The organism is Citrobacter sp. Cf125 (genome assembly GCF_030333935.1).
Taxonomy (GTDB): domain Bacteria; phylum Pseudomonadota; class Gammaproteobacteria; order Enterobacterales; family Enterobacteriaceae; genus Citrobacter; species Citrobacter freundii.
In genome coordinates this window covers 769187-787619 of the sequence record NZ_JAOWEY010000023.1, presented here as the reverse complement: position 1 = coordinate 787619, position 18433 = coordinate 769187, and the positions used below count along the sequence as shown (strand labels likewise).

Annotated in this window: 17 protein-coding genes and 1 rRNA gene; 2 read left to right on the top strand and 16 right to left on the bottom strand. The window is 49.9% G+C overall.

Annotation, left to right across the window (positions count from 1 at the left end):
- Nucleotides 1-82, top strand: a 5S ribosomal RNA gene (rrf, locus tag OGV89_RS23020); the annotation flags it as partial.
- 88 nt (nucleotides 83-170) lie between these two features.
- On the opposite strand, the gene OGV89_RS14240 is transcribed toward rrf, so the two are convergent.
- The 7 genes from OGV89_RS14240 to OGV89_RS14210 form a co-directional block, all read right to left on the bottom strand.
- Nucleotides 171-929, bottom strand: coding sequence for an amino acid ABC transporter ATP-binding protein (locus tag OGV89_RS14240; protein ID WP_003844799.1), 759 nt, complete (start codon nucleotides 927-929; stop codon nucleotides 171-173).
- 7 nt (nucleotides 930-936) lie between these two features.
- The gene (locus OGV89_RS14235) at nucleotides 937-2040 is read right to left on the bottom strand and encodes an amino acid ABC transporter permease (protein ID WP_003844800.1); all 1104 of its coding nucleotides are present in this window, start codon (nucleotides 2038-2040) and stop codon (nucleotides 937-939) included.
- Between the two features lie 9 nt (nucleotides 2041-2049).
- Nucleotides 2050-3231: an amino acid ABC transporter permease gene (locus tag OGV89_RS14230; RefSeq protein WP_003844801.1), complete on the bottom strand. Its 1182-nt coding sequence runs from the start codon at nucleotides 3229-3231 to the stop codon at nucleotides 2050-2052.
- Nucleotides 3232-3300: 69 nt separating this feature from the next.
- Entirely contained in the window at nucleotides 3301-4326 is a 1026-nt protein-coding gene (locus OGV89_RS14225; RefSeq protein WP_003025295.1) for an amino acid ABC transporter substrate-binding protein, read from the bottom strand.
- A gap of 460 nt (nucleotides 4327-4786) precedes the next feature.
- Nucleotides 4787-5008 (bottom strand): lipoprotein, encoded by a 222-nt coding sequence (locus OGV89_RS14220; protein WP_003025292.1) that lies wholly within the window; start codon nucleotides 5006-5008, stop codon nucleotides 4787-4789.
- A 270-nt stretch (nucleotides 5009-5278) separates the two neighbouring features.
- Nucleotides 5279-8392 (bottom strand): efflux RND transporter permease subunit, encoded by a 3114-nt coding sequence (locus tag OGV89_RS14215; protein WP_003844802.1) that lies wholly within the window; start codon nucleotides 8390-8392, stop codon nucleotides 5279-5281.
- 11 nt (nucleotides 8393-8403) lie between these two features.
- Nucleotides 8404-9564 carry an efflux RND transporter periplasmic adaptor subunit gene (locus OGV89_RS14210; RefSeq protein ID WP_048999056.1) on the bottom strand — a complete coding sequence of 387 codons (1161 nt, stop codon included), beginning with the start codon at nucleotides 9562-9564 and terminating at the stop codon, nucleotides 8404-8406.
- Nucleotides 9565-9983: 419 nt separating this feature from the next.
- Between OGV89_RS14210 and envR the strand changes: the two genes are divergently transcribed.
- Nucleotides 9984-10640 (top strand): acrEF/envCD operon transcriptional regulator, encoded by a 657-nt coding sequence (envR, locus tag OGV89_RS14205; RefSeq protein ID WP_003025283.1) that lies wholly within the window; start codon nucleotides 9984-9986, stop codon nucleotides 10638-10640.
- A 45-nt stretch (nucleotides 10641-10685) separates the two neighbouring features.
- Here the strand turns inward: envR and OGV89_RS14200 are convergent, their stop codons facing one another.
- The 9 genes from OGV89_RS14200 to accC all read right to left on the bottom strand — a co-directional run bounded on the left by OGV89_RS14200 (nucleotide 10686) and on the right by accC (nucleotide 18429).
- Nucleotides 10686-10850 carry a DUF2556 family protein gene (locus tag OGV89_RS14200; protein ID WP_003025279.1) on the bottom strand — a complete coding sequence of 55 codons (165 nt, stop codon included), beginning with the start codon at nucleotides 10848-10850 and terminating at the stop codon, nucleotides 10686-10688.
- 82 nt (nucleotides 10851-10932) lie between these two features.
- Nucleotides 10933-11817 carry an adenine-specific DNA-methyltransferase gene (yhdJ, locus tag OGV89_RS14195; protein WP_003839873.1) on the bottom strand — a complete coding sequence of 295 codons (885 nt, stop codon included), beginning with the start codon at nucleotides 11815-11817 and terminating at the stop codon, nucleotides 10933-10935.
- A gap of 88 nt (nucleotides 11818-11905) precedes the next feature.
- Nucleotides 11906-12202, bottom strand: coding sequence for a DNA-binding transcriptional regulator Fis (gene fis, locus OGV89_RS14190; RefSeq protein ID WP_000462905.1), 297 nt, complete (start codon nucleotides 12200-12202; stop codon nucleotides 11906-11908).
- Between the two features lie 25 nt (nucleotides 12203-12227).
- Nucleotides 12228-13193: a tRNA dihydrouridine synthase DusB gene (gene dusB / locus OGV89_RS14185; RefSeq protein ID WP_003025224.1), complete on the bottom strand. Its 966-nt coding sequence runs from the start codon at nucleotides 13191-13193 to the stop codon at nucleotides 12228-12230.
- 298 nt (nucleotides 13194-13491) lie between these two features.
- Complete coding sequence (locus OGV89_RS14180; RefSeq protein ID WP_230131627.1) at nucleotides 13492-14223, bottom strand: carbonic anhydrase; 732 nt, start codon at nucleotides 14221-14223, stop codon at nucleotides 13492-13494.
- A 172-nt stretch (nucleotides 14224-14395) separates the two neighbouring features.
- The gene (gene prmA, locus OGV89_RS14175; RefSeq protein WP_003839878.1) at nucleotides 14396-15277 is read right to left on the bottom strand and encodes a 50S ribosomal protein L11 methyltransferase; all 882 of its coding nucleotides are present in this window, start codon (nucleotides 15275-15277) and stop codon (nucleotides 14396-14398) included.
- Nucleotides 15278-15288: 11 nt separating this feature from the next.
- Nucleotides 15289-16740: a sodium/pantothenate symporter gene (gene panF, locus OGV89_RS14170; protein ID WP_003844811.1), complete on the bottom strand. Its 1452-nt coding sequence runs from the start codon at nucleotides 16738-16740 to the stop codon at nucleotides 15289-15291.
- On the bottom strand, nucleotides 16730-16972 hold the full coding sequence (locus OGV89_RS14165; protein WP_003025216.1) for a YhdT family protein: 243 nt from the start codon (nucleotides 16970-16972) through the stop codon (nucleotides 16730-16732). The genes panF and OGV89_RS14165 overlap by 11 nt, the downstream gene beginning before the upstream one ends.
- A gap of 107 nt (nucleotides 16973-17079) precedes the next feature.
- Nucleotides 17080-18429 (bottom strand): acetyl-CoA carboxylase biotin carboxylase subunit, encoded by a 1350-nt coding sequence (gene accC, locus OGV89_RS14160; protein ID WP_003025213.1) that lies wholly within the window; start codon nucleotides 18427-18429, stop codon nucleotides 17080-17082.
- Nucleotides 18430-18433: the final 4 nt, after the last annotated feature.

Genomic DNA, 18433 nt, shown 5'->3' with positions numbered 1-18433 from the left:
CCATGCCGAACTCAGAAGTGAAACGCCGTAGCGCCGATGGTAGTGTGGGGTCTCCCCATGCGAGAGTAGGGAACTGCCAGACATCAAATAAAAGCGAAAGGCCATCCGAAAGGATGGCCTTTTTGCGTTTATACGCGGAAATAAGCCGGAACTGTATCCGGCATATGGCTTTAATGAATAACCTGCGATAAAAACGAACGAGTGCGTTCAGATTTGGGGTGAGCAAAAAACTCATCCGGTGGTGCCTGTTCCACAATCTCGCCAAGATCCATAAAGATCACCCGGTCAGCTACTGTGCGGGCAAAGCCCATTTCATGGGTTACACATAGCATGGTCATGCCCGATTGTGCCAGACCTATCATGGTATCCAGCACTTCTTTTACCATTTCAGGATCCAACGCTGATGTGGGTTCATCAAATAACATGATTTTGGGTTTCATACACAGCGAGCGTGCAATGGCCACGCGCTGTTGTTGTCCACCAGAGATTTGCCCGGGATATTTATGCGCATGTTCGGCAATGCGGACCCGCTCGAGGTAGTGCATTGCCAGTACTTCAGCCTCTTTTTTCGGCATCTTTTGCACCCAGATAGGCGCCAGTGTGCAGTTTTGTAGGACAGTTAAATGAGGAAAGAGATTAAAGTGCTGAAAGACCATGCCAACTTCTTGTCGGACGCGCTCAATATTGCGGATGTCTTCATTGAGTTCAATCCCATCCACCACAATGCGTCCTTGCTGATGCTCTTCCAGATGGTTAATACAGCGGATAGTTGTCGATTTACCCGAACCGGAAGGCCCGCATAATACGATGCGCTCTCCCTGTTTTACCTTCAGGTTGATGTTTTTCAGGACGTGAAACTGTCCGTACCATTTGTTGACGTTTTCCAGCGTAATCATCGCGTCGGTAGACGGCATTAATAATTGGCTCATAAATTCCTCAGTGCGGTGTACGCCCGGTGTTAAAACGTTTTTCCAGATGTTGGCTGTAACGCGACATACTGAAACAGAAGATCCAGTAAATCAGTGCAGCGAAAACATATCCTTCTGTCGACATACCCAGCCACGCAGGGTCCACAGTTGCTTGCTGCACGCTACTGAAGAGATCAAACAGACCGATGATAATGACCAGACTGGTATCCTTGAACAGGGCGATAATCGTGTTAACCAGGCCAGGGATAACCAGCTTGAGGGCTTGCGGAAGAATGACCAGCCCCTGAGTTTTCCAGTATCCTAACGCCAGTGATTCAGCGGCTTCATACTGACCTTTTGGTAGGGCTTGTAACCCTCCGCGAACCACTTCTGCGACATAGGCCGACTGGAAAAGAATAACGCCAACCAGGGCCCGGATAAGCTTGTCGATACTGGTTCCTTCGGACATAAACAGAGGAAGCATGACCGAGGACATAAACAGAACGGTAATCAACGGCACACCGCGCCAGAACTCAATGAAAATGACGGATAAAACCCGCACGACTGGCATATGGGAACGACGTCCCAGCGCCAGTAAAATGCCCCATGGAAGCGCGCCTGCAATCCCCACGGATGCGATAATTAGCGTCAGTGTTAATCCACCCCACTGCCGGGTTTCTACGCGCTCCAGCCCGAAAAAACCCCCGTACATCAGCCACCAAACCACCACTGGATAAACGACGGCCCAGACGGCGATATAGCGGCCACGATGCGGGATTGTTTTCAAGAACATGGGAACGATAGACAGCAAACCAATTATCAGGGCCAGATTTACACGCCAGCGCTGATCGTGGGGATAAAGTCCATACATGAATTGCCCAAAGCGTTCATGAATGAACACCCAGCAGGCTCCGGCTTTGGTGCAGTCTGCTCGGGTTGAACCTACCCAGTTGGCCTGAAAGAATACCCAGTTCAACAGTGGCGGAAGAAATGACCAAATCAGCCATATGCATAGTAGGGTGAGCAGGCTATTTGACCAACTGGAGAACAGGTTTTTACGCACCCAGAGTAGGCTGCGGTTTGCCGGATTACTGCGCTGGCGTGAGGGGTGAGACAGCAGGGCTTTTGTCATCATGGCTCCTTAGCGCTCAATCAGTGCAATACGGCGGTTATAAATATTCATCAGCAAAGAAATACTCAGACTAATGATCAGGTATACCGACATGGTGATGGCGATCGTTTCAATGGCTTGCCCTGTTTGATTGAGTACCGTGCCGGCAAACAGTGACACCATGTCCGGATAGCCAATGGCGGCCGCAAGAGAAGAGTTCTTGACGATATTCAGGTACTGGCTGGTCAGTGGGGGAATGATGACGCGTAGCGCCTGTGGGATGATTACCTGGCGTAGCGTCACCGGATTTGGCAGACCCAGCGAGCGTGCGGCTTCATGTTGGCCATAAGGAACGGCCTGAATTCCCGCCCGAATAATTTCTGCAATAAATGCCGAGGTGTACACCGAAAGCGCCAGAGTCAGTGCCGCCAGTTCGGGAATAAGCACCATACCGCCACGGAAGTTAAAACCACGAAGCGCGGGAATATCCCAGTGAAGCGCAGCGCCAAACATCCACTGTGAAATCACCGGTAAAAGTACGATCAACGCCAGAGCCGTGGGCCAGGTCCGACGTAGCTGGCCGGTTTTGGTCTGATGCATTCTGTTGAAGCGAAATAATCCGATGGTGACGACGATAGCGATAACGACAGCGGTGCAAAAGGCAAAAAAACCTTCTCCCATTTGTGGGGCCGGTATATAGAGCCCCCGGTTACTCAGGAACATCAAATCCAGTGCGTTAACAGCCTGGCGTGGGCCGGGCAGGTTACGTAATACAGCGAAATACCAGAAGAAGATCTGCAGCAGTGGCGGTATATTGCGGAACGTTTCGATGTAGATCGTCGAGAGTTTTCGCAATAACCAGTTATCTGACAGGCGTGCCAGTCCGAGAAAGAAACCGAGAATTGATGCGAAAACAATACACAATGCAGAAACTAATAGTGTGTTGAGCAGGCCGACCACAAAGACACGACCATACGTATCGCCTTGCTCGTAATCAATCAGATGCTGGACAATACCAAATCCGGCACTGCGATCGAGAAAAGAAAACCCCGAGGTAATACCGCTATTGTTCAGGTTATTTATCGTGTTATGAATGAGATAGACCGCAATGCTGATAACCGCAATGACGGCGAGTATTTGAAATAACCAGGCGCGGACCGCAGGGTTAGAAAAGGATAACGATCCTTTTACGGTTGAGCGGCGATGGAACATAAGAAAACCTCAGTAACTATGACTCTGGGCTGAGCGCCGCAGTTGCGGCGCCCGTTACATCACTACGCATTAGCGCACCGGTGGCGCATATTGGATGCCACCGTTATTCCAGAGGTTGTTCTGTCCACGTTTGATCTTCAGCGGACTTTCCGATCCAACGTTACGTTCAAAGATCTCCGAATAGTTACCAACCTGCTTGATAATGTTGTAGGCCCATTTGTTATCAAGTTTCAGATCCTTGCCATAATCCCCTTCTTTACCCAACAGGTGAGCCATATCCGGAGTTGCTGGATTAGCCGCTTTTTCATCGACGTTTTTCGAGTTAACACCCATTTCTTCCGCATTCAACATGGCGAACAGCGTCCAGCGAACAATGGAGAACCACTCATCGTCCCCACGACGTACGACAGGTCCCAGCGGTTCTTTAGAAATAACTTCTGGCAGGACGATCCACTCCGCAGGATTGCTCAGCTTGATGCGTAGGGCATACAACTGAGACTGGTCGGAAGCCAGCGTATCGCAACGTCCAGATTCCAGAGCTTTGGCTGATTCATCCGAGCGGTCAAAGGTGACGGGGGTGTACTTCATATTGTTGGCTTTAAAGTAGTCGGCCACGTTCAGTTCGGTATCGGTTCCCGCCTGAATACAGACCGTTGCGCCATCCAGCTCTTTAGCGCTCTTCAGACCTGCTTTATTGTGGGTAAGAAAACCAATGCCGTCATAATACGTTACGCCAGTGAAGGACATACCCATACCGGCATCACGAGAGGAGGTCCACGTGGTATTACGAGAGAGCATGTCGACTTCACCAGACTGTAATGCAGTAAAGCGTTCCTTGGCGGTGAGCGGGGTATATTTTACTTTGCTATCATCACCAAATACGGCGGAGGCAACGCCACGACATACATCAACATCAATACCCGAGAACTTGCCGCTTGCATCGGCGTAAGAAAAGCCAGGCAAGCCGTCGCTGATCCCACATTGCACAAACCCTTTTTTCTTTACGGCATCAAGTGTTGCGCCGGCATGCGCCTGATTTGCAACAGCAAGCAGCACGCCGGCCGCAGCCAGGCTGGCGATTATCATCTTTTTCATAGAGCATCCTGTGTGGAGGAATTATTGTTATGGAAACGTTCTGAAAACGTCTTTTACCTGTCTGTGGCTTTGGCCATACTCTTTTAAGCAAAGGTAGTGCCAGTTTTTTGCGCCTGATTATTTGACGCAATATGCAGAGTGTAGACAGGAAAAAATAAATGCAGCGCCCTGAAGTGGTGCAAAATTGAAACGTAAGCCACATTTCGGCGCAAAAAATTTAAAAATCAGACAGGACGCGTGATAACGATTTCTGGCGTTAATATTAATGGCGTGAGAATAATGAAAAGAAACTGTGGTGTAACGAAAAACAGAAAAAATGCTAATTTTAAATCGTGGATGTGTGAGGGAAATCTATAATAATTTTATTATATGTCAGTCGCTATTAAGCAACGTTTTGTTTTATATGTAGATTTTATGCTTAGTGCTCAAAGCGCGGTAATAACCGCGCTTTTGAGATGATTTATTTGGTCAGGGCGACAATCCCAAGTGTTAGTCCGGCAACGGCTGCAGCACCACCGGCGATGGCTCCGGCTGTTTCCCAGTTATCCTGGGTAGTGCCTTTCATACAGGTATTGGTATGAACCAGGCGCCCCTGATCGTCGTATACAGGTACGCAAGGAGAATCGTGTGCACAGCCAGCCAGGAATGCGGTAAGCAATGCAACGGATATTAATCTTTTCATGGTGTTACCTCAAAATAAGCGTTTCGCTAATTAAGCAAAGACAAACGCTAAGCCATCTGCGAACTCGGTGATTATTTTACCACTTCTTAAAAAAGGACTGACATGAGGAATAATCTCAATTCATGTGGATTGTAAAAATAATGGATAAAAAGAAAGGTCGTAGGCGAGTTTAGAGGGATAGTTTAAATGAAATACATGGCTATCTTACTAATAAATAAAGAGGAGCATCGTAGGTAAAAAAGGCGTCCGTAGACGCCTTTATTTTACAAATTAATCGTTGTGCCGACTAAAACGCCGTCTCACGACAACAAAGAAGACGGGGACGAAGAAGATAGCCAACAATGTTGCGGTCAGCATTCCTCCCATAACACCTGTACCGACCGCATTCTGTGCACCACTACCTGCTCCGTGACTGATAACCAGAGGCATAACCCCCAGAATAAAGGCCAGGGATGTCATCAGGATAGGACGAAGACGCATACGCGATGCCTCCAGCGTCGCTTCAATCAACCCCTTGCCTTCTTTATCCATCAGGTCTTTGGCAAACTCGACGATCAGGATGGCGTTCTTAGCCGAGAGGCCGATAGTGGTTAGTAAGCCAACCTGGAAATACACATCGTTATTCATCCCGCGCAGTGATGCGGCTAACAATGCGCCTACAACACCGAGCGGTACAACCAGCATCACCGAGAAAGGAATAGACCAGCTTTCATACAATGCGGCAAGGCAAAGGAATACTACGATTAACGAGATGGCATACAGCGCAGGCGCCTGGTTACCCGACAGCCTTTCCTGATAAGACATACCCGTCCAGTCATGACCAATACCATTCGGCAGTTTTTCCGCCAGACTTTCCATCAGCGCCATTGCTTCACCAGTGCTTCGCCCTGGTGCCGCTTCGCCCAGTATTTCCATGGATGGCATACCGTTGTAACGTTCCAGTCGCGGTGAACCATAAATCCAATGTGATGCACTGAACGCAGAGAACGGAACCATTTCGCCATTGGAGCTGCGGATATACAGATTATTGATGTCCGCTGGCAGCATGCGGTATTTTGCATCCCCCTGAACGTACACTTTTTTCACACGACCGCGGTCAATAAAGTCATTGACGTAATAGCCGCCCAGTGATGCGGAGATAGTTTCGTTGATATCCGACAGCGATACCCCCAGTGCCTGTGCTTTCTCCTGATCAACATCCAGCTTAAACTGCGGAGTATCTTCCAGTCCGTTAGGACGAACGCGAACCAACAGATCGGGGTGTTTAGCCACCATTCCCAGTAGTTGGTTACGCGCTTGCGTCAACGCAGTATGCCCCAGACCGCCCTGATCGATCAGCTCAAAATCGAAGCCGGTTGCGGTACCCAGTTCAACAATAGCGGGCATATTGAAGGGGAAGACTAACCCATCGCGGATCTGGCTGAACGCGCGTGTGGCGCGTGCAATGACCGCTTCAACACTATTTTCCTCGCCGCTACGTTCATTCCAGGGCTTGAGGCTAACGAATGCCAGACCTGAGTTTTGCCCCTGACCGCTGAAGCTAAAACCGTTAACCGTGAAGACGCTTTCGACGTTAGCTTTCTCATTGGTCAGGTAGTACTGAGTAACTTGATCCAGTACTTTCTGGGTGCGCTCTTGCGTAGCTCCTGCCGGAAGTTGAATCATTGTCATAAACACACCCTGATCCTCCTCTGGCAGGAAGGAGGTCGGCAGGCGCATAAACAGAACCGCCATTCCGATCACGATGATCAGATAGACGACAAGGTAACGCCCTGTTTTACGCACAATACCGCTGACGCTATTGGTATAGTGATTGACGCTGTGATCGAATTTGGCATTAAACCAGCCAAAGAAACCGCTTTTTTTCTCGTGATGCTCAGCCGATACCGGCTTCAACAATGTTGCACAAAGCGCAGGAGTCAGGATCAGCGCTACCAGTACAGAAAGCGCCATGGCGGAAACGATGGTAATGGAGAACTGCCGATAGATAGCCCCAGTTGAACCGCCAAAGAAGGCCATCGGGATAAATACCGCAGACAGCACCATGGCAATACCAACCAGTGCCCCCTGTATTTGTGACATGGACTTTTCCGTCGCCTCTTTAGGCGGCAGATTATCTTCCATCATCACGCGTTCCACGTTTTCCACCACCACTATCGCATCATCGACCAATAGACCGATGGCGAGCACCATGCCGAACATCGTCAGGGTGTTTATCGAGTAGTCAAACGCGGCAAGTACGGCGAATGTGCCCAACAATACGACGGGGACAGCGATGGTTGGAATGAGCGTTGCCCGGATGTTTTGCAGGAACAAATACATGACCAGGAACACCAGCACGATCGCTTCAAACAGCGTTTTTACCACTTCATGAATGGAGATGGTCACAAACGGCGTCGTGTCGTATGGGTAGACCACCTTCATTCCCTGCGGGAAGAATGGTTGCAGTTCAACCAGCTTGGCTTTGATAGCGTTCGCGGTATCCAGCGCGTTTGCCCCGGTTGCCAGCTTGATCCCAAGGCCGGATGCAGGCTTACCGTTAATACGCGCCACGACGTTGTAGTTTTCCCCACCCAACTCGATACGCGCGACGTCTTTCAGGTGAACAACCGAACCATCGCTGTTCACGCGTAAAGTCACTTTCCCGAACTCTTCAGGGTCTTTCAGTCGCGTTTGCGCAATGATAGAGGCGTTCAACTGCTGGTTAGGTAATGCAGGCGTCCCCCCTAACTGACCTGCGGCAATCTGATCGTTCTGTACCTTCAACTGATTGATCACATCAACCGGCGTGAGCTGATATTTGTTCAATAAGTTTGCATCCAGCCAGATGCGCATGGCGTACTGTGCACCAAACAGCTGCACGTCACCCACGCCATTCAGACGGCTGATTGAGTCTTTAACGTTCGAAGCGACGTAGTCGGAAATGTCATCCTGTGTGGTTTGTGGGTTGTCAGAAACAAAACCCGCGACCATCAAAAAGCTGCTACTCGATTTCTCGACGCTGATCCCTTGCTGCTGAACTTCTTGCGGCAGTAACGGAGTGGCGAGCTGCAGTTTATTTTGCACCTGTACTTGCGCGATATCGGGATCGGTACCGGACTGGAAAGTCAGCGTAATAGTCACACTCCCGGCCGAGTCGCTGGTGGAGGACATATACATCAGGTTATCGATACCATTCATATTCTGTTCGATAACCTGTGTGACTGTATCCTGAACCGTCTGCGCATCTGCACCAGGATAAGTGGCAGAAATGGCGACCGCAGGAGGCGCAATGGTCGGGTACTGTGCCACGGGCAGTTGCATGATTGCCAGAGCACCCGCCATCATCAGAATGATAGCCAGTACCCAGGCAAAGATAGGACGCCTGATAAAAAAGTTAGCCATGTCCGCTTACCTTATTGGGCTTTCGTGGTAGGAGTTTCGGTATCGGCGGTTGCTTTAACCTGAACGCCTGGACGTGCTTTCTGTAAGCCGCTCACGATAACTTTGTCACCCGGTTGCAGGCCTTCGCTGATAAGCCATTTGTCGCCAATGGCTTGTGCAGCAACGACTGCGCGAGACTCAACCTGACTCTTGTCATTGACGACCATTACGGTGGCATCGCCGCGAGGCGTACGCGTTACCCCCTGCTGCGGAACGAGAATGGCATTTGGCTGAACACCTTCATCAATGCGTGCGCGCACAAACATGCCCGGCAACAGCGTATGCTCTGGGTTAGGGAACACGGCTCTGAGGGTGATTGATCCGGTGCTTTCATCAACCGTCACATCAGAAAACTGCAAAGAGCCTTTTAGCGGGTATGACTGACCATTTTCCATCACCAGTTCGACCGTACTGCTGGTGCTGTCTTTATGCAGACTCCCTTGTTCAACAGACTGTTTGAGGCGCATAAAGTCGTTACTGGACTGTGTTACGTCGACGTAAATGGGATCGAGTTGTTGAACGGTAGCAAGCTCTGTAGCCTGGCCATTCGTGACTAATGCGCCTTCGGTGACGTTAGATTTACCGATGCGTCCGCTAATCGGCGATGTCACTTTTGTGTAGGCCAGATTGATACGCGCGCCTTCGACCGCCGCTTTTGCCGCGATCACGGAGGCATCGGCCTGGCGAGCATCAGCAATTGCCTGATCGTACTCTTGCTGACTGATGTACTTGGTGCCAACCAATGGCACATAGCGTTTTACCGTTAAATGCGCGATTGCAGCCGCCGCTTCACTCTTCGCCAGTTCACCTTTGGCGCTGTCATAGTCGGCCTGGTAAGTCGCGGGATCGATCTGATAAAGCGACTGTCCGGCTTCAATATCGCTTCCCTCAGTGAAATTCCGTTTAAGCACTATCCCGCTGACCTGGGGACGGACTTCTGCAATTCGGAATGCCGTTGTGCGCCCGGGTAATTCGGTCGTTACAGCTAAAGGAGCCTTTTCGACGACATGAACAGTCACCTGCGGTTCTGCGGGATGAGCTTGTGTTTCTCCCTGATCGTTACAACCGGCGAGTAATGCAGCGGAGACGATGATGAATGAGGGCAGGAGTGAAAACCTGGCATTTTTCGTCATTTCAATTCCTTAAAAAACCGAACGCTCGTTATTAACCGGGTAATGCAGGGGCGATAACGCGCACAAGAGAAAATAATAGTTGGCTATCCTACAAATTATTAGCTAGCGATGTAAGCAATACTTATTTATGGGTGCGATTCACGGCACGTAAAAGCAAAAAGAGATTAATCGGCTGTTGTTTCATTGAGGTGTTAATAGCAATAATATGATGCGTATAAACACAAATTGAAATAAGCATTTGGTTTATGAATATATTGATTGTTGGTATTTGTTTTGTTTATTCGTGTGCAAAGTCAGTAATAATATTTTTTAGGGCTCGTTTAAATAAATGCTAAGTGATACATTTGTTCCGTACCGCAAATATTAGATAAGGAAGTTAATCATTCTCTACCTTACCCTTACCTCAGACAGCTGAAACCATGGCCAGAAAAACGAAAGCTGATGCCCTCAAAACGCGGCAGCACCTGATAGAAACAGCGATTGTACAGTTTGCCGCACGTGGCGTAAGCAATACGACGCTAAACGACATTGCAGACGCCGCCAGCGTGACGCGGGGGGCGCTGTATTGGCATTTTGAAAACAAGACGCAATTGTTTAATGAACTATGGTTACAACAACCGCCATTGCGCGATCTTATTCAGGACCAGCTTATTGGCCGTTGGGGAGATAATCCTTTACAGCGACTGCGTGAAAAGTTAGTTGTGGGGTTGCAATATATTGCGCAGAATCCTCGCCAGCAGGCATTAATGCAAATTTTATATCATAAATGTGAATTCCATAACGATATGATATCGGAACAGGCTATTCGTGAAAAAATTGGTATCAATCATCTGGGTATGCGCATTGCCTTGCAAAAATGTATGGACGACGGACTTATCGCAACCAGCCTTGATTTAGACGTTATAATAATTATTCTTCATGGGAGTTTTAGTGGTATTGTTAAAAACTGGCTCATTAATCCAATGAGTTATGATCTTTATAAACAAGCGCCAGTATTAGTTGATAATGTATTAAAAATGTTAAGCCCAGATGGTAGCGTAAGGCAATTAGCGCAGAGTGAGAGTCAGGTGGGGTAGTTTTAGCCGCCAGGCCTGACGGCTGCTGAAGTGGGGTTGGTGGCGCTATTCGAGGTCGACGCAGTTGACCAGCTTAAGGGGATTCACTGAGTTCATATTCCGGCACTTATCGTGCTCTGTTGTCATCAGCTCTATCCATTGGATGAGCAGCGCATCAAAAAGAAAAACGAATACTGCAAAAACAACCAGCCACCAATACTTGCGAATCATTACCAAACCCTGTGTATTCATGCCCAAGCGTGCAGGGAATATACACGAAATCTGTAACCTGAAAAGCAGACTTACAATGCCTTTACTTTGTTGAAAGATCGCCGCTCTTTGCCGTCAATCGACTCTTTTTAGACAGGTTTTTTGTCTTACGTTTTTTCACCTTGGCAAGCTCAATTTCTGAAAAATGAGAACCGATACTCAGTCTTCTGAGCCCCATTTTTACGTATTCAACATTGATCTCAATCCCGACAAACTTGCGACCCAATTCCACGGCGGTGGCACCGGTGGTGAAGCTGCCGGCAAACGGATCCAGTACCCTGTCATCTGGGTTCGAGGATGCCAGAATTATACGCTCCAGGAGGGCTTTGGGTTTCTGGGTGGGGTGGTTTTCGTATTCGTCCATCAGATAGCGAACGCGTGGGAACTCCCAGACATTTCCCGGCACTTTTTTCTGATTGTATGGCTGCGGTGGATTTTTTCTGTAGTCTATTAGCGCGCGTTGAGCCCCGGTTTTGGCTTCAACCAGAATATCGTCACGATTAAATGTGTAGTTTTTCTGATCTTTTACCATCATCAGGATCGGTTCATACATCGAACCAAAGTAATTTTTGGCCTGTACCCCTGAGCTATCGTATGACCACACGATACGGCTCTTGATAGTAAAGAGCTGGCGGCATTTGAGGTCAATATACGGCATGTTCTCCGTACTGTTCATGATGTACATGGTGCCGTGCGGTTTGAGAATGCGATGGCACTCGTCAATGCACTCAAACAGCCACGCCAGAAAAGCCTCTTCATCCCAGGACTCCACCATCCCGTCAAAATCTTTACCGATGTTATAAGGTGGATCGGCAAAAATGAGATCGACGCTTTCAGAAGACAGCTTTTTCAGTTCGGTCAGTGCATCACCCAGGATTATCTTTTTAGATTCATCGCCAAAATAGACAGGTTCACATCTTGCGTTCATCGCCAAAGCCTCCCGTGTGAAGTTAATAAAAAAGGCGCTTCCCCATGCCGAGTAGCGCCTTTTAAAACAAACATTTAACTGATTAGTATCAGTTCATGCCGTATTTTTTCAGTTTTTTACGCAGCGTACCACGGTTGATGCCCATCATCAGGGCAGCACGGGTCTGGTTACCGCGGGTGTATTGCATCACCATGTCCAACAGGGGCTGTTCTACTTCAGCCAGTACCAGCTCATAGAGATCGTTAACATCCTGACCATTCAATTGAGCAAAATAGTTCTTCAGTGCCTGTTTAACCGAGTCACGCAGGGGCTTTTGAGTTACCTGGTCCTGAGAGTTAACGGTAGAAACGGTCAGTACGTCAGAATTTACGCGTTGTTCGAACATAGTTCTGTCAGCTCTTTATTTCTGTTTACGCAAAATTTTCGAAGTATGCCTCCAACGCCGCCAGCTGTTCGCTGGAATCTTCAATGGCGTTGAATGTGCGCCGAAACTGGTCATCCGGAGCGTGTTCCTGGAGATACCAGGATACGTGTTTACGCGCAATTCGGTACCCTTTTGCCTGACCATAAAAGTCGTGCAGTTCCCGAACGTGCGCACAAAGCAAGCGCTTCACCTCTGCCAGAGGCAGCGGGGGCAGCAGCTCCCCAGTGTCCAGATAATGCTGGATTTCCCGAAAGATCCAGGGTCTTCCCTGAGCTGCACGTCCTATCATCAGGGCATCCGCCCCCGTATAGTCGAGTACAGCTCTGGCTTTATGCGGGTCAGTAATGTCGCCATTCGCGATAATCGGAATGGAAACTTTCTGCTTAACTGCCCGAATACTGTCGTACTCAGCATCTCCATTGAACAAACAGGCGCGGGTGCGTCCATGAATGGTCAGAGCCTGAATGCCACAATCTTCAGCCAGTTGGGCAATCTCTACGCAGTTACGGTGTTCCGGAGCCCAGCCGGTGCGAATCTTGAGTGTGACAGGAACGTCCACTGCATTGACGACCTCGGTTAGTATCGACTTCACTAAATCCGGGTACTGCAAGAGGGCTGAACCTGCGAGCTTACGATTCACTTTTTTAGCCGGACACCCCATATTGATATCAATAATCTGGGCGCCGCTTTCCACGTTAATACGTGCGGCATCGGCCATCTCAACAGGGTCGCTACCGGCAATTTGCACCGTGCGAATTCCTGGCTCATCAACGTGCACCATTCGTAAACGAGACTTGTCACTTTCCCAAACCTGCGGGTTAGAAGACATCATCTCGGATACCGTCAATCCTGCTCCCATCTCATAGCACAGCGTCCTGAATGGTCTGTCAGTGATGCCAGCCATAGGTGCTGCGATCAGGCGATTTCTGAGCTGGTATTGTCCGATGCGCATGAGTTAAGAAATGACCATACTGTGACTGCAAGGCGGCGTATATTACGCATTTTTCGCACGAGATGAAAGGCCAAACTTTGACCAATCCACTGAGGTGGATCAATGAATTGCCGTAAATGTGAACGCATGAAAATATTTAATCATATAAATCATTGCATTATAAAAATGTGTCGATTTTATATACACATATAATTTTGCGTAACTTCTCATTTTTTCTTCAGCTGCAGAAGGTACTGACAAGATATTCTGCTGAATTAATCAGCAAATCACCTCGCCATTGTGTGATCGCTACCTCATTTTAGTACAGGATCTCGGTATCCCCAGAATAGCTTGCCGTAATCTTGCGTTCATTCAACGGCTGCAGCGGGCGATTGTTTGCAGGCCCAACAATGTAGTGAAATTTATCCAGCTGTTCGGCTGAAAGAGCAACAGGCGTTTTCAGGACAGCCCAGGTGACGCCTTCGGTGCAGGGTGGCGTTGTTAACGAACCACGGTAGCGCCAGTAGGTTTTATCGTCGGGTAAAAGCTGGTTGATATTGACTGGCGAAAAAATGGGCATGCTATTGTCCTTCATGGTTGGAAAGGACTCCCACAGATTTTGAACCGCCTGGTTAGGTTCGTCGATATCAAACATGACCGCTACGATGGCGATGTCTCCGTGTTGGTTTTTGTGGACTAACTGCAGCTCCAGAGGATAGGTTCTACCGTTGAGGGTATGTTCGCTCGGCGCGTGAAAATCTAATTGTTTCAGGTAATAAATCTTGTCATCAATATTAATATAGTTTGCGGTATAGCGACTCATTGTTGCCTGCAGCGTATGGTTGATGCTACGAAATCTTGTTGGGCCGTCGACGTATTGTATGCTGAGCGCAGGAAGGCCGAGTTTATTGGTGGTGGCGGTCTGGATATCAATGGGTGATTGATTTATTCCGGTCTGGCACGTTGCATACGCTTTGCTGATTTCTCCCCACTGCGCAGGGCCGTTCTCTCCGGTATATCCCCATGATGTGGCCAGCGTTGTCAGAGGCATCAAGCATGCTGTTAGTAAAGTTGTTGTAAAACGATAGAAATGCATACGTACACTCAACGAAAACAATATAAAAATTAACAAAATCAATTAAATATTGTATCCCGAGGAGAGGTATCGCGGTGCTGGTCTATTGTCTGAAAATGGCGTGGTCAGATAACCACGCCGGAAGGGATTATTTTTTCTGACCGGTAATGCGGCACCATTCTTCTTTCTCGATAACCGGATCGAGCGTAAAGAGATCGGCATAGGCTTCACAGACGCTTTCCGCCTGGCTGGCAAGAATACCAGAAAGCCCCAGCAAACCGCCCTCAACGGGCAGTACGCTGATTAACGGCGCCAGTTCACGTAATGGGCCCGCGAGGATGTTGGCGACCACCACGTCGGCTTTCATCGCCTCTGGCTGGTCTTTCGGCAGATAAAGCTCCAGACGCTCAGAAACACCATTACGCTGGGCGTTATCACGGCTGGCCTGAATCGCTTGCGGATCGATATCCACGCCAATGGCTTTCGCCGCACCCAGTTTCAGTGCCGCAATGGCAAGAATGCCGGAGCCGCAGCCAAAGTCGATAACCGTTTTACCGTTAAGATCAAGACCGTCCAGCCATTGCAGGCACAGAGAGGTGGTGGGGTGCGTGCCTGTACCAAACGCCAGACCCGGGTCCAGCATCACGTTGACAGCATTCTCATCCGGGACGTCGCGCCAGCTCGGGCAAATCCACAGACGTTCGCCAAAGCGCATTGGGTGGAAGTTATCCATCCATTCGCGTTCCCAGTCTTTGTCTTCGAGCTGTTCGATTTTATGCACGAAGCCTTCACCCAGCAGCGGATGCTGTTCCAGGATGGCAACAACTTCTTTCATGTCGGTTTCTGCATCGAACAAGCCGATAACGTCGGTATCACCCCACAGGCGAGTCTCGCCCGGCAGAGGTTCAAATACCGGCGTATCATGCGTATCCTGGAAAGTAATGGAAACGGAGCCCGCTTCCATCAGCGCATCGCTCAACTCTTCAGCGTTGGCACCGGTCGTGTTCAGTTTCAGTTGGATCCATGGCATGGCAAAACTCTTTATTTATCAGTAGTCAATATGGCGACTTGCGGGTCGGCGGAACCGAAACGGTTGCCGATCAGGAAAGCCAGCAAGCTTATCAGTAACGAGGGCACGATCGGATGGAAGCCCAGGAACTGAACGTTAAAAGTGGCGAGTAAAGCATAAAGCACGCCGCCGACAATCATCGCGCTCAATGCGCCTGACGCGTTTGCCCGCTCCCAGTAGAGGCCCAGCACCAGCGGCCACAGGAAGACGGCTTCCAGCCCGCCAAACGCCAGCAGATTCAGCCAGATAATCATCTCTGGTGGTTTCCAGGCGGCCAGCAACAGTAACGCGCCCAGCAACAGGGTAATCACTGCTGACATGCGCTTCAGCCGGGTTTCATTTTTAAGCTGTTCCGGACGAAGGTTCAGGTACAGATCCTTAATGATCGTAGCGGAACTTTGCAGCAATTGGGCATTGATCGTCGACATGATCGCGGCCATGGGAGCCGCAAGGAAGATCCCGGCAGCGATCGGCGGCAAGACTTTGACCATCAGCGTAGGGATAACCAGGTCTGGTACCGTCAGGTCAGGGATTACCGCCCGTCCCAGAGCACCCGCCAGATGCATACCAAACATCAGGATCGCCACCACTATGGTGCCGATGATAATGCCGCGGTGTACCGCTTTACTGTCTTTATAAGAGATGCAGCGTACCGCCGTATGCGGCAGGCCAATTACGCCAAAACACACCAATACCCAAAATGAGGTCATAAACGTGGGTGACAAAATGTCATCAGCGCCCTGCGGCGAGACCAGTTTAGGATCGATAGTCTGCAGGGTTACCACCGCATTGCTAAGGCCACCGGCAGCATGGACGACGCCGACCAGCAAAACGATAGTTCCAATCAGCATCACCATACCCTGCATGGTATCGTTCAGTACACTGGCGCGAAATCCGCCGAACGCCGTATACAATGCGATACTGACGCCAAAAATCAGCAATCCAGTTTCGTAAGGAATGCCCGCTGCGGTTTCAAGCAGACGTGCGCCGCCAATAAACTGTACGGTCATTGCTCCGACAAACGCGACCAGCAGGCTGAGACTCGCCAGCCACACCAGCAGGCGGCTCTGGTAGCGCGCAAACAGCATATCGTTGAGGGTAACAGCATTATAACGACGCGCCAGAATCGCGAATTTCTTACCAAGAATCCCCAATGAGAGCCAGACGGCAGGCAACTGGATCATCGCCAGCAGCACCCATCCCAGTCCGTATTTGTAAGCAGCGCCAGGACCGCCAATAAACGAGCTGGCGCTAATGTAGGTTGCCGTTAGCGTCATCGCTAACACGACCCCGCCCATGGAACGGCTGCCAAGGAAATATTCATTCAGGAAGGTACCGGTCACTCTCTTACGCATGGCGTAAACAGAAAGACCGAAGACCACCAGAAGATAGGCGACCAGCGGTAAAATAACTTCAAGCTGCATCGTCATCCTCCAACGAAATGTCGCGATAGATAAACTTCACCATCGCCCAGCACAGCACGATGAAAACCAGCGGCGTTAGCAGGCAGGCCATTTCGAACCAGTGCGGTAAGCCGGTAAAACCCAGCGTTGAATCAGGTAAGTAAGCGGTCACTAACCATGTAACCAGATATAAAAGGGTTAGCCACAGCGCCCAGCGCGCCTCTTTATGGGCCTGAACAAAACGAGCGTCCATTTTTTGTCCCTTGTGGATAAAGAAAGCGGGGATTGTACCTTATGGCACGTGCGGGAGGGGAGAAAAACAAAAGGCCGGAATTTCCGGCCTTTTTGGTTAACGCACGCTTACTTTTCCTGAAGTCCGAGTTTTTTCTCCAGATAGTGGATATTGGTTCCACCGTGCTGGAAGTGCTCGTCATTCATGATACGGATCTGCAGGTCAACGTTGGTTTTGATACCGTCGATGATCAGTTCCTGCAAGGCGTTTTTCATACGGGCGATAGCGACGTCGCGGTTTTCGCCATAGCAGATCAGCTTACCGATCATTGAGTCATAGTACGGAGGTACGGTGTAGCCTGCGTAAATATGAGACTCCCAACGCACACCAAAACCACCCGGCGCGTGGAAACGCGTGATTTTACCCGGGCTTGGCAGGAAGGTGTTCGGGTCTTCGGCATTGATACGGCATTCTACCGCATGGCCTTTAACCACAACTTCGTCCTGCTTGATGGACAGCGGTTGACCCGCTGCGATGCGCAGTTGCTCTTTGATCAGGTCAACGCCGGTGATCATTTCGGTTACCGGGTGTTCAACCTGAATACGGGTGTTCATCTCAATGAAGTAGAACTCGCCGTTTTCGAACAGGAACTCGAAAGTACCCGCCCCGCGATAGCCGATATCAACACAGGCTTTGGCGCAACGCTCGCCGATGTAGCGACGCAGTTCCGGAGTAATGCCCGGTGCTGGTGCTTCTTCGACAACTTTCTGGTGACGACGCTGCATGGAGCAGTCACGCTCTGCCAGATAAATTGCGTTACCCTGACCGTCTGCCAGCACCTGAATCTCAATGTGGCGTGGGTTTTCCAGGTACTTCTCCATGTAAACCATGTCGTTGTTGAAAGCCGCTTTCGCTTCCGCTTTGGTCATGGAGATGGATTGTGCCAGTTCGGCATCGCTGCGCACGACGCGCATACCGCGACCGCCGCCGCCGCCGGAGGCTTTGATGATAACCGGATAACCGATGCGTTTAGCATGAGCGCGGTTAGCGTCCATGTCATCACCCAGCGGGCCGTCAGAGCCAGGGACTGTTGGTACACCTGCTTTCTTCATCGCGGTGATTGCGGACACTTTGTCACCCATCAGGCGGATGGTGTCGGCTTTCGGGCCGATGAAGATAAAGCCGGAACGTTCTACCTGTTCAGCAAAGTTGGCGTTCTCAGAGAGGAAGCCATAACCCGGGTGAATTGCCACCGCGCCGGTGATTTCAGCAGCGCTAATGATAGCCGGGATGTTCAGATAGCTTTTTACGGATGCTGCCGGGCCAATACAGACCGTCTCATCCGCCAGCAATACGTGTTTTAAATCGCGATCCGCGCTTGAATGCACCGCGACAGTCTTGATGCCCAGTTCTTTACAGGCACGAAGAATACGCAAGGCAATCTCGCCGCGGTTGGCGATAACAATTTTATCCAACATGTTC